This is a genomic window from Rhodopirellula halodulae (assembly GCF_020966775.1).
GTDB lineage: Bacteria > Planctomycetota > Planctomycetia > Pirellulales > Pirellulaceae > Rhodopirellula > Rhodopirellula halodulae.
Map to the genome: position 1 here is coordinate 258267 of NZ_JAJKFV010000002.1, position 12340 is coordinate 270606.

Genomic DNA, 12340 nt, shown 5'->3' on the forward strand with positions numbered 1-12340 from the left:
ATCAGATGCTCCTCCGTTTTCTGTGTGTTTTATTCGCTTGCCTCCTGTTTCGCCCGTTAGGCGGCCAAGAACCGGACCCGCTATCGGTCCCATTGGCAAAAGAGAATCCGAACTATCTGAATGTGGATCTGCCGGTCGAACAAAGGGTTGCTGACCTGCTGCAGCGGATGACGGTGGAAGAGAAAGCCATCGCACTCAACCACAACGGCCCTGCACTGAAACGCTTTGGTCTGCGAAGTGACAAATGGAACCAATGTTTGAACGGTGTTCAGTGGGACCGCCCCACAACTTTGTTCCCAGTTTGCATTGCCATGGCAGCAACTTGGGACACGGAGCTCGTCCAAAACGACATCGCAAGAGTCATGTCGGACGAAGCCCGCGCGATCTACAACCAATGGCAGCAATCTCCCGAGATCAAATCGCAACATAAAGGCCTGATCTATCGCGCTCCGGTGATCAACATCGGCCGAAATCCGTATTGGGGTCGCAATCATGAAGCCTTTGGTGAAGATCCGTATCTGACGGGTCGAATGGGTGTCGCGTACGTACGTGGCTTGCAGGGCGATGACCCACGGCACTTGAAGACGGCGGCAACACTCAAGCACTACGCCGTCAACAATGTGGAAACGCAACGATTCAGTCTGGACGCGAGCGTTTCGGAGGAAATGCTTCACGACTACTGGCTGCCTCACTTCCGCGACTCGGTGGTGGAAGCCGGTGCTTGTTCGTTGATGGCCAGTTACAACGCGATCAATGGAACGCCAAACAACATCAATCATTGGTTGCTGACCGACGTTCTGAAGAATCGCTGGAACCACTCCGGATTCGTGGTTTCCGACTTGGGAGGCGTTCGAACGATGGTCAACGGCCACGAACAGAAACGAATGTCCTATGTCGATGCGGTTGCGAAATCATTGATGGCAGGATGTGACTTTTCGGGACCCGAATACGAGCGTTACATCCCACTCGCTTTGCAAGAAGGCAAGATCACCGAGGAACGATTGAACGACGCAGTTCGTCGCGTGCTCACCGTCCGTTTTCGATTGGGAGAATTTGATCCGCCGGAAAGTGTTGCCTATCACAACCTCTCTCCGGAAATCATCGGTGGCGAGGCTCATCGGAGGGTAGCGTTGGACGTCGCACGTAAATCAATCGTCCTGCTTCAGAACAAAGAATCGGCACTGCCTCTCGACCAGGAAGAACTGAAGCGAGTCGCCGTCATCGGGCCATTGGCGGATCGAGTGGTTCTCAACAATTACAACGGAAGGCATGAAAACCTGGTGACACCTCTGGCCGGTATTCAACGTTTCCTGGGCGACCAAGTGAAAGTCGCGCATGCTCGCGGAACCACGGTCACTGGCCCCAAAGACGGTGTTCCTACCCAAATCGATCAAGAGCGAGGCTTCAGCAGCGGCCGCAGCCTGAAGCTGGACGCTCGTTCTGTGGGCGATTTCGCGGAGTTCCCCATCGAGGTGGATGCCGATGGCAAACATGCGTTTGAACTGCGTTACAAAAGCTATCCCACTCGCGGGCAATTCCAACTCAGCGTGGATGGCAATGATGTGGGACAGCCCATCGATATGTTCGAGGCGGAGGAACGTTATGGCTTGGTGGCCTCCTTGGGGACCATCGAACTGACCGCGGGCGAGCACACAATCCGTCTTACATCGGTCGGCAAGCAAGCCGCCAGCCAAGGTTTCTCTGGCCACTTTGACCAATTGCATTTGAAGGGTTCCACCAATCAAACCATTGAGATTGAATCGGTCGCCGTTCAAACCGGCCGGGCGAAACCGAAACGAGATCCAATTCAAGAAGCGGTGAATCTCGCCGCGAATTCGGATGTTGCAATCTTGTTTGTCGGAACGGACCAAAGCGTCGAACAAGAAGAACGCGACCGCACGACGCTGGGTCTGCCCGGCGAACAATTGAAGTTGGTCCAAAAGGTGATCGAGGCCAACCCGCGAAGCGTTGTGGTGCTCAAGAGCGCCGGTCCACTGACAGTCCCTTGGATCAAACAAAACAACGCCGCGATTCTGCAGGCATGGTGGGGCGGTGAAGAAGGCGGCACAGCGATCGCCGAGGTACTCTTTGGTGCCACCAACCCATCGGGCAAACTTCCCCACACGGTTTACGCATCGGAGTCACAGGTTCCGCCACTGGATGAATACAACATCGACGCGGGGTTCACATACATGCACCTGCGAGGAGAACCACTTTTTGCGTTTGGGCATGGGCTGAGTTACACCAACTTTGAGTATGGCGACCTATCGCTCGATCAAACCACGCTCAGTGCCGACGAATCACTGTCTATCAATTTAGAAGTTCAAAACACCGGCGATCGACAGGGAGATGAGATCGTGCAGCTTTACGTCCGATCAATCGACTCCTCGAGTGACGACCCCAAGCTCCGACTTGCAGGATTCACCCGTGTCGAAATGAATTCCGGTGCGACTCAACGTGTCCACTTTGAACTTTCCCCCAAACACATCTCCCGTTTCGATTCCTCCGTGGATGATTTCGTGGTCAAACCGGGACGCTACGAAGTGTTGGTGGGCAGCTCTTCCCAGGACATTCGATCGAAAAGTGAATTCCGGGTACCCGCTGGCGAGTGAACTTGCAACGGATTGCAAAATGTGAAGAAGCTGTTGTGATACGTCCCCTGACATCGTTCGTGGGTTCGTTCGGCAGATCGATTTCGATAGGATCAGTGACCATCACTGATCCGCACACTCTTGCCGCCACTTTCCCATGACAGCTTCGCGACGTTTCCTTTTGACCACCGCGTCAATCCGATGGTTGGTGGGCTTGTTGCTCGTAGTGGGGTGCAAACCCGCCTCCAACCCCGTCGCGAAGCCCGAGTCGGTGGCGGAACCAGCCAAGACAAACGTTGAACCGATCGCTTCGACCGATTCAGCAATCGCAGACACCCCATCGTTCCGTCCTTCGGCTGACGCGATCGTGATCGATGGCGCACTGAACGAAATCGACTGGGATTCACTGGTTGGTAAACGCGTCATCGTGCGGGGCGATTTGACCATCGTGGACACCTACAACTTGATCCGCCGAGGACAAGTCGATGTTGCTCGCGAACGACTTTACGTTCCGACCAGCATTGTCGATCCCAACGACAAGGATCCCAAGCTGAATTCCTACGAAGGCGGAAACAATGTCGCTCAGGTCACCCAAGCCCAAAAACTCAACGACACCGCCACCATCACGCTGGATGATGGCTCGGCCGAGCAAAACATCTTTCCACCGAAACTGTTTCCGAATCTCGGAGGCGGCTTGGCGACCGTGCGTCTGGGTTCGACCATCAAAGATGTCTCGGGGAAGGTCGTTCTTGCCGGCAGCAAACTGCTACTCGTTGCGGATCAGCCTTTGAACTGGACTCCCGCACCTCGACCACCTCGACCGGACGTGGGCAACGCGGAGGTGACGGTGGCGAGCTTCAACGTGCTAAACTATTTCACCACCATCGACGATGGCAACAACAACGCGCGGGGTGCGGATTCCTATGCGGAACTGCAGCGTCAAGAAGCCAAAATTGTCTCCGCGATGATCGCCCTCAAAGCCGACGTGATCGGCCTGATGGAACTGGAAAACAACCTCGAAGCGGAACAACGTTTGGTGGACGCATTGAACCAAGCCATCGGCCAAGAAATCTTTCGCGGCTGCGGATTGCCAGACGGGTTTGCGAAGGCTCCGGGCGGCAACGACGCCATCCGTGTTGGAATGATTTACCGTTCCGACCGAGTCTCCACGATCGGCGACGTGACCATGATTCGTGACGATGCATTTGGCGTGGCACGCACGCCAATCGTGCAGACATTCCAAGCGGTCTCGGGCCAAGCGGTCTCGGGCCAAGCGGTCTCGGGCCAAGCGGTCTCGGGCGGCGATCCATTCACCGTGGTCGTCAACCATTTCAAATCCAAAGGCGGCGCCAGCAACGCGCCCAAAGCGAATCAGAACAAAGGTGATGGCCAGGGCGCATACAACGCGAGTCGGCGAGCCCAGTCGCTTGCGATCACTGACTTCGTTCGCTCCTTGAAGGTTGACGAACAAGAACCACGCGTGCTGATCATTGGCGACTTCAACGCTTATCAACAAGAAGATCCGGTGGATGCCCTGCGTGCGATGGGATTGATCGATCTTCATGAGCACCAACGCGCGTCTGAAACAGACTCCGGCAGTTACTCTTACGTCTACTATGGCCAAGCCGGCAGCTTGGACCATGCATTTGCCACCCCAGCGCTTGCGAACTCAGTCACCGGGGTTGCCGCGTGGCACATCAACGCCGACGAACCGCGGTCGCTGGATTACAACCAAGAATACAATCCCAGCGAGCTCTTTCGCGAAGATCCCTATCGCAGTTCCGATCATGATCCGGTGCTCATTGGCATTGGTGACTGAACCGATGCCAATACTTCGACATGGAAACGCCATCTGTTGCCGCAGCCACCGCCGGAGTCTAGGTTGACGGCTTCGTGACTTGGATGACACGGCCCCCATAGCAATGGCATGGCAAACCCCATGATTCAGCGCAGCGTTTACATCGGCACCAACAGCAATGCCACTGGCAAACGCATGGTGGCGCTCGGCATGATGGAATTGGCGGCTCGCCGTTTCGGTCGCGTGGCTTTCTTTCGCCCCGTCGTGCGGTTGGGATCCGATCAAGACCAAAGCATTCGCATGATGCGTTCCCGATATGGCATCACAACGCCCACAGAAGAAATGTGCGGTGTGACTCGAACGCAAGCCAGGCAGATGTTAGCGGCGGATCGCTACAGCGATCTGATCCAGCTGATTCAACAAAAATTCAAACAATTGGAAGTCAAAGCGGACTTCGTCGTTGTCGAAGGCACCAGCTACCAAGGGCTCGCCCCTGAGCTGGAGTTTGAACTGAACGCCGATATCGCGGCCAACATCGGTGCACGCGTTCTTTCGGTTTACGCGATGGGCGACCGTACCGTTGACGAGTGCGTTCAATCGGTGTTGATCGGCAACGAGAGTTTTGTTGACCGAGGGGCGCAGTTGATCGCCACGATCATCAACCAAGTCCCCAACACCCAATCCATGGCGCTGCAGGCCGCGGTGACGACATCAAAACTGAACTCGAAAGCACCTCTGTACCTGTTGCCAGAGGAACCGCTGCTACGTCAACCAACCGTTCGCGAAATTCAGACTGGGATCAACGCGAAACTTGTTTCCGGCGATGATTCTTCCTTGGACCGCGAAGTCGCCGTCCGCAAGGTCGCCGCGATGCAACTGCCGGGCTTCTTAGAACGTCTCGCGAATGCAGCGTTGGTGATGACTCCGGGTGATCGCAGCGACATCTTGATTGGCTGTGTGCTGGCTTGTTCTCAACCCGACGGGCCATCGCCCGCGGCCGTGATTCTGACCGGAGGAATCACCCCGCCGCCTTCCGTGCGTCGCTTGGTGGAAAATGCGAACGCGTTGCCGATTTTGATGGCCACGGAAGACACTTACACGGTTGCTTCCAAGGCCGCTGAAGTACGGGCCGAAATTGGGGAGCACTCGCCACGTAAAATCGAATCCGCGATTGGAGTTTTTGAGCGACATGTCGATACGGATTCTCTTGCGGAACGTTTGAAAGCCCCGGTGGTTCCGCACATCACGCCCATGTTGTTTGAACACTCGCTGATCCAAAGAGCGCGGCAGCAACGCGTCAAAATCGTTCTTCCCGAAGCGACCGAACCACGCATTCTGCAAGCCGTTGATGTTTTGCGTCGACGTGATGTCACTGATGTGATCTTGCTGGGCAACCCAAACGAAATCTCGGCCGCGGCGGCTAGGTCAGGCGTCATGCTTCCCGGTGACGGACTGCATATCATCGACCCAGCCACCAGTCCTCTGCGTGATTCCTTCGCAAGCGAATACTATCAATTGCGTCAGCACAAAGGGGTGACCTTCGACATCGCTCGCGATCGAATGATCGATGTCACCTACTTTGGCACCATGTTGGTTCACCGCGGGATGGCGGGTGGATTGGTGTCCGGCGCCGTTCACACAACCGCCAATACCATTCGCCCAGCGTTCGAATTCATTCGCACCCGCCCCGACGTCAACGTGGTCAGCAGTGTGTTTTTGATGTGTTTGAAAGAAGGCGTCTTGGTCTACGGGGATTGTGCGGTCATCCCCAATCCGACCGCAGAGCAATTAACAGAAATCGCCATCAGCAGCGCGGAAACGGCCGCTCAATTTGGCATTGAGCCACGAATTGCGATGCTGTCGTACTCCACCGGCGAAAGCGGACAAGGCGAGGACGTCAACAAAGTCCGTGAAGCCACCGCAATGGTGCGTTCGCGACGACCGGATCTGGCCGTGGAGGGGCCTTTGCAATACGACGCGGCAGTGGATCCTGATGTCGCTGCGACGAAACTGCCCGACAACCCCGTGGCGGGCAAAGCGACGGTGTTGGTGTTTCCCGACTTGAACACAGGCAACAATCTTTACAAAGCCGTCCAGCGTTCCGCCGGTGCCATCGCAATTGGTCCGGTCCTGCAGGGGTTGAATAAACCGGTCAACGATCTTTCCCGAGGTTGCACCGTTCCCGATATCGTCAACACGGTCGCAATCACGGCCATCCAAGCTCAGATGGTGAGCGAATGAACGTTTTGGTTTTCAACGTCGGCAGCACCACGCTGAAATACGCTTGCATCGATTCGGAAACAGAAGACACCATCGCTTCCGGATTGTTGGATCGAATCGGACAACCCGGTGGCGATGCGATCAACCATTTGATTGCAGCGGAAGATGCCATCCAAAACGTCGGATTGCAGAATGTTCATGCGATTGGCCACCGGATCGTGCAGGGCGGAAGTTTGTTTCCCGAACCGACCGTTGCCACAGCGGAAGTCTTGACGCGTTTGAAGACGCTGGACACTCTTGCTCCTTTGCACAATCCATCCGCCCGCGCGGTCGCGGAAGGATTGACAAAGATGACGGCTCCGCAAGTCCTCGTGTTTGACACGTCCTATTTTGCCAGCCTTTCGCCGGCGGCCTATCGCTATGCGGTGCCAGAAGACTGGTACAGCGAACACGCCGTTCGCCGCTACGGATTTCACGGGACTTCCCACCAATTTGTGACTCAAAAAGCAATCGATTTTTTGGGTGGCCACGAACAAACCAAAATCATTTCGTTGCACCTGGGCGGCGGAGCCAGTGCCACCGCATCCATCGGCGGACGAGCCATCGACACCTCCATGGGCATGACACCGTTGGAAGGGTTGGTGATGGCGTCACGATCAGGAGACCTGGATCCGGCGGTGGTCTTGCACATGACCGAACACGCGGGTCTGTCGCCCAGCGACGTCCGCGACGCATTGAATCGACGAAGTGGGCTGTTTGGGCTGTGCGGCGAACCGGACATGCGTGCCGTCCTTGGCCGCCGACAAACCGGTGACCCAGCCGCCACCTTGGCCATCGACATTTATGTTCGGCGAATCGTCAAGACCATCGGCAGCTACATCGCCGTGTTGGGAGGATTGGACGCACTCGTGTTCACGGCGGGCGTTGGCCAGCACTCCACCGAAATTCGCGCAATGGTTTGCCAATCGCTTGGGCATTTTGGAATATCCATTTGTCCGCAGAAAAACGAAACCTGTCGCGATGATCCCTCGGACCTTTCATCAGAAAACGCCAGGGTTCGCACATTGGTGGTCGCCACTAACGAAGAACTCGCCATCGCGCGTTTGGTGCGAAAAACGTTGCTCTGATCGCGTCTTCATGCGTTCAGCGAAACGATTTGAAGTGCTTGGCGAGATGCACTGCTTGGCGAAGTGTTTTGCTCACCAGCGTGTGTTGCTTGGGTGGCGAATAGCGAGCAACGCACAAAATTTTTGCAGCCGCACCGAGTTTTTTTGCAGCCGCATTAAAGAAAATTTGGGTCAAAAGCGCTTCGCATTGGACACGACGGGATCTGGGTAGAGAGATCGACTTCCCCCCTCTCTCTCGGAGCCCCCCATGAACGCTCACGGCTTCCAAGCTACCTTTCGAAAACCATGGCGACTGGTCGCCGGATTCACGGCCGCCTTCACCGTTTTGGCATCGCTCTTCGCTTTGACATCGTCGGCAAACGCAGGGTACTCCGTCTTGAGCGGAGTTCCGGTCACTCAAGGTCAGATGCAAATCGAGGAGGGTGACTTCGAAGAGCTAAAACAGCGTCACACCCACGCCAACCGCTGCTTTCCGCTCAAAGAAACTCGCGTGGAAGCAGACATTTCGGGAGTGCTGGCCCGCGTTCGGGTCTCTCAAGTTTTCCAGAACCCCTACGCCGATCGGTTGGAAGCCTTGTACGCCTTTCCACTGCCCGAAAACAGTGCCGTCGACGCGTACTCATTCCAGATTGGCGAGCGTGTGATCGTCGGCGAAGTGAAACGACGCGAACAGGCACGACAAGAATACGAGAGTGCTCGCGACGAGGGACGCAAAGCCGCTTTGCTGGAACAAGAACGCCCAAATCTGTTCTCACAATCCATCGCTAACATTCCTGCCAACGGCGAAGTCACCGTGCACATCGAATACGTGCATGCGTTGGACATCGATGAAGACCGCTATGTCTTTCGGTTCCCCATGGTCGTCGGCCCTCGATTCATTCCCGGCAACGCTTTGAGTCGCCCCAACGTGGGTCGCGGATGGGGCAATGACACCGACCAAGTTTCCGATGCCTCACGCATCACCCCCGACTTTCTGCCCGAAGGCATGCGAAACGGGAACGATGTTTTCGTGACCGTGAACATCGACGGAGGGATGCCCATCCAAGAAGTCGTCGCGGTGACTCACGAGCTCGACATCGAAAAGAAGTCGGAGACTCATGCCGTCGCAACACTGAAAAATCAATCCACAATCGCTGACAAAGACTTTGTGGTCGAGTACCGCCTGGCTGGCAACGACAGCACGCTTGCATCACTGACCCATCGCGAATCCGCGACGGAGGACGGCTATGTCATGCTGGCCTTGCAACCCAAGTGGAACATTGAGCCGACGGAGATCACTCCCCGAGAAGTGATCCTGGTCCTCGACACCAGCGGTTCGATGAACGGCCCCGCGATCAGTCAACTGCGTTTGTTCGCCGACCATGTGCTCGATCATCTCAATCCCAACGATCGCTTCCGCGTCATCTCGTTCAACAACCAATCCAACGCCTTTCGAACCGAGGCCTGCGAGGCAACCGCCGAGAACATCACCGCCGCAAAGCAGTTCGTCAGACGTTTACGTGCCGGAGGCGGCACGAACTTGCTCCCCGCCCTTCAACTGGCATTGGGAGATCGTGCGGACGAGTCCACGCGACCGCGTTACATGGTTTTGATGACCGACGCGTTGGTTGGCGACGACCATTCCATCTTGGGATATCTGCGACGACCTGAATTCCAAGATGCTCGGGTCTATCCCATCGCGTTCGGCGCGGCCCCCAACGACTACTTGATCGGACGTGCCGCAGAGCTCGGACGTGGGTTCTCGATGCAGGTGACCAATCAAGACAACGCGACCGTCATCGCGAAACGCTTTCACGAACTCACCAGCCAACCCTACATGACCGACTTGCAAATCGATTGGGGTGGGTTGACTATCAAAGACCTCGCCCCTTCGCGTTTGCCTGATTTGTATGCGGGCAAGCCATTGGTAGTTCTGGGAAGATACGACACGCCCGCGACGGGAACCATCACGCTGAAAGGGAATGTCCAAGGCCACGCCGTCCAGATGCAACTGGAACTGGAACTTCCGGAACAAGAATCCGCCCACGACTCCATCGGTCCCGTTTGGGCCCGCCAGCGGATCCGACAAATTTGGAATCGCGACATTGGCAACGAGACTCCTGAAGGACGATCTGAAATCACCGAGTTGGGCCTGAAGCATCAACTGATGACCCAGTACACGTCCTTTGTCGCGGTGGAACAAACACTCAGCGAACCACCGACCGGACAACTCGTCACCGAGGACGTTCCCGGCCTGATGCCGGAAGGAATGACCGAAAAATCAGTCGGCCAATCGCGGGTGAATCCTCGAACCAATCAACCTGCAACGCAGGCAACCGCCCAGCTTCCGACCCCACAGCCACCAACCGCCCAAATGCCCGCTGCGGTGGACACGCCAACTCCGATCCCATCATCCGGCGGCAGCCCCTATCGCGGTGGTGGCGGAGGAGGCGGTCCCATCAGCCCCATCACTGGACTCGTCTCGATCGGCGGTGCAGCCGCCGCCTGGATGCGGCGTCGTCGAAACCAAGCCGAAAACGACAACGCCACCGAAGGCTCCTCTCAACAGGATCGTGTTTGATGAGTGCTGGACAGACGCTTTCGCAAACACGTTCTGGTTCCAATGGCACACCGATGCTTTCGGTGTGCCAGCGGGAAGCCAGCGAACGGTGGCGATCTCCTCTCACGATGATTCTCGCCACGATTGCCATCGCCGCATTCGCGGTTCCCGATTTCGCGTCCTTCTTGCAACTGGACTATGTTGCTTGCCGATCCGGTCAATGGTGGCGATTGATGACCGGTCATTTGGCTCATTTCGGATTGGGCCATTTGTTCTGGGACTTGCTGATGTTTGTTGTCCTGGGCGCTGCCTGTGAACGCCGACATTCAAAACTATTTCCGATCGCCGTCGCGGCGATGGCATTGGTGATCTCCGGCACCTTGCTGATTTGTCGCCAAGACGTCACTAGCTACCGAGGTCTCAGTGGAATCGACACGGGACTCTTTGCTTGGTTCGTGTTGGATCAAATTCGGCTTGCCTTTTCGAACCGAGACCGATCTTCCGCTACCATCTGGTCCATCGGCGGGTGTTTGCTGGTTGGCAAGTTGTGCTACGAGCTGTTCACTGGGGAAATCCTGTTCGTTGACGCCAATGGATTCACACCTCTGGTCGAATCTCACGTCTGTGGCGCCGTGGTCGGAGCAACCTTCGCTGGACTGGCTGGCCTATCCTTCCGTCCACAAGGTCGAACCTAAAACGTGAGTGCGGTGTCAGGTCATCATCAAAAGTCGCCGGTTGCGTTTCTGCGATGCAGTCCTTGTACAAAGTGGCATCGCGTCGGAATTGTTAGAAAGGAATCCAATTGCTCAATCCTCAGAAAAAATTTCCCATGGTTCTGGCGGACGGAACGGAAATCCGTTCGGTCGTTCAACTCAACCAGGTCATCGACCATCCTCGGATGGAAATTGGTGACTTCACTTACTTCGGTCATCTGGAGGAACTCGACGACTACGCTGGCTTTTTGGCACCGTTTCTTTTTCCGCTCAGCCTCGAACGTTTGGTCATTGGAAAGTTCTGTCAAATTGCTCACGGAGTGCGTCTGATTACCAGCTCCGCGAATCACAACATGAGCGGATTTTCGACTTACCCGTTCAACAACTTCACGATGCACGAGCGAACCTCGCCCGAGGAAATCCAGGCGATGTTTGACATCCCCGGTCGCAAAGGCGACACCGTGATTGGCAACGACGTTTGGATCGGAATGGAAGCCGTGGTGATGCCGGGTGTCACCATCGGCGACGGTGCGATCATCGGGGCTCGCAGCGTGGTGGCCAAAGATGTCGCTCCTTACACCATCGTTGCGGGAAACCCAGCCCAATGCGTCAAACGCCGATTTGATGAAGAAACAATCCAGGTATTGTTGGAAATCTGCTGGTGGAATTGGCCGGTCGAGCGTATCGAAGCCAACGTGGATGCGATCGTCGGCTGTGACTTGGATGCACTGAAGCAAATCGACCAAGCCTAATTGGAGGCTTGGTCCACCCGATATTTCGACTGCACGAAACCACAGTCAAAGATTTTAGTATCTTGGTGAGTGAGCCAGATGTCTTTCTCAAGCAGTCCAAACAGTGGGATTCCCTCGCCGATCAACACGGGGATCGCCGTGATGATCATTTCATTGATCAATCCCGCTCGCAGGAATCGCTGGATGGTGATCCCGCCGTCGATGTAGAGTTTCTTGGCACCTTCCTCGGACAGACGACGATGCAAATCCGTTGGTGATTCCGCGGAATGAGTGACGCAGTTGGGAAAGTCTTCAGGGAACTCAATCGTGTTCTGGCTCAGCACAACAACGGGTGTCTCGCCGTAAGGCCACGCACCAAACGTTCGCACTTTCTGGTAGGTGTTGCGCCCCATCACCAGCACATCGACAGACTTCATGAATTCTGCGTAGCCGCAATCCTCGCCTTCCGGCACGGTTGCATTGGCTTGATCGAGCCAATCAAGATCCCCGTCTTTGCGAGCGATGAATCCGTCGAGGCTGGTGGCAATGAACACAGAGACGTCGGCTGACATGAACGATTCCGTTGATGAGGCGAGATGAACGCGGGTTGTAGCGTGACTT

The 12340-nt window shown here is 55.9% G+C and carries 8 protein-coding genes; 7 read left to right on the forward strand and 1 reads right to left on the reverse strand.

All coding sequences use genetic code 11. From position 1 onward, the window contains the following. Positions 1-5: 5 nt before the first annotated feature. From LOC70_RS01580 to LOC70_RS01610, 7 genes are all read left to right on the forward strand, one after another. The gene (locus LOC70_RS01580) at positions 6-2612 is read left to right on the forward strand and encodes a glycoside hydrolase family 3 C-terminal domain-containing protein (RefSeq protein ID WP_230251503.1); all 2607 of its coding nucleotides are present in this window, start codon (positions 6-8) and stop codon (positions 2610-2612) included. Between the two features lie 136 nt (positions 2613-2748). Continuing rightward, positions 2749-4410, forward strand: coding sequence for an ExeM/NucH family extracellular endonuclease (locus LOC70_RS01585; RefSeq protein WP_230251504.1), 1662 nt, complete (start codon positions 2749-2751; stop codon positions 4408-4410). 120 nt (positions 4411-4530) lie between these two features. Beyond that, positions 4531-6630, forward strand: coding sequence for a phosphate acetyltransferase (gene pta / locus LOC70_RS01590; protein WP_315857193.1), 2100 nt, complete (start codon positions 4531-4533; stop codon positions 6628-6630). Then, positions 6627-7736 (forward strand): acetate/propionate family kinase, encoded by a 1110-nt coding sequence (locus LOC70_RS01595; protein ID WP_230251506.1) that lies wholly within the window; start codon positions 6627-6629, stop codon positions 7734-7736. The genes pta and LOC70_RS01595 overlap by 4 nt, the downstream gene beginning before the upstream one ends. A 247-nt stretch (positions 7737-7983) precedes the next feature. Continuing rightward, the gene (locus tag LOC70_RS01600) at positions 7984-10296 is read left to right on the forward strand and encodes a VIT domain-containing protein (protein ID WP_230251507.1); all 2313 of its coding nucleotides are present in this window, start codon (positions 7984-7986) and stop codon (positions 10294-10296) included. After that, complete coding sequence (gene rrtA, locus LOC70_RS01605) at positions 10296-10970, forward strand: rhombosortase (RefSeq protein WP_230251508.1); 675 nt, start codon at positions 10296-10298, stop codon at positions 10968-10970. The genes LOC70_RS01600 and rrtA overlap by 1 nt, the downstream gene beginning before the upstream one ends. A gap of 134 nt (positions 10971-11104) precedes the next feature. After that, positions 11105-11740 (forward strand): CatB-related O-acetyltransferase, encoded by a 636-nt coding sequence (locus LOC70_RS01610; RefSeq protein ID WP_230251509.1) that lies wholly within the window; start codon positions 11105-11107, stop codon positions 11738-11740. On the opposite strand, the gene LOC70_RS01615 is transcribed toward LOC70_RS01610, so the two are convergent. Then, positions 11737-12291, reverse strand: a complete 555-nt coding sequence (locus tag LOC70_RS01615; RefSeq protein ID WP_230251510.1) for a dihydrofolate reductase family protein — start codon at positions 12289-12291, stop codon at positions 11737-11739. The two genes, LOC70_RS01610 and LOC70_RS01615, sit on opposite strands and share 4 nt — an antisense overlap. Positions 12292-12340: the final 49 nt, after the last annotated feature.

What these genes read in the sequence shown, in the direction of transcription:
- LOC70_RS01580 (WP_230251503.1), top strand. Translation starts at nt 6, where the DNA reads ATGCTCCTCCGTTTTCTGTGTGTTTTATTCGCTTGCCTCCTGTTTCGC.
- LOC70_RS01585 (WP_230251504.1), top strand. Translation starts at nt 2,749, where the DNA reads ATGACAGCTTCGCGACGTTTCCTTTTGACCACCGCGTCAATCCGATGG.
- pta (WP_315857193.1), top strand. Translation starts at nt 4,531, where the DNA reads ATGATTCAGCGCAGCGTTTACATCGGCACCAACAGCAATGCCACTGGC.
- LOC70_RS01595 (WP_230251506.1), top strand. Translation starts at nt 6,627, where the DNA reads ATGAACGTTTTGGTTTTCAACGTCGGCAGCACCACGCTGAAATACGCT.
- LOC70_RS01600 (WP_230251507.1), top strand. Translation starts at nt 7,984, where the DNA reads ATGAACGCTCACGGCTTCCAAGCTACCTTTCGAAAACCATGGCGACTG.
- rrtA (WP_230251508.1), top strand. Translation starts at nt 10,296, where the DNA reads ATGAGTGCTGGACAGACGCTTTCGCAAACACGTTCTGGTTCCAATGGC.
- LOC70_RS01610 (WP_230251509.1), top strand. Translation starts at nt 11,105, where the DNA reads ATGGTTCTGGCGGACGGAACGGAAATCCGTTCGGTCGTTCAACTCAAC.
- LOC70_RS01615 (WP_230251510.1), bottom strand. Translation starts at nt 12,291, where the DNA reads ATGTCAGCCGACGTCTCTGTGTTCATTGCCACCAGCCTCGACGGATTC.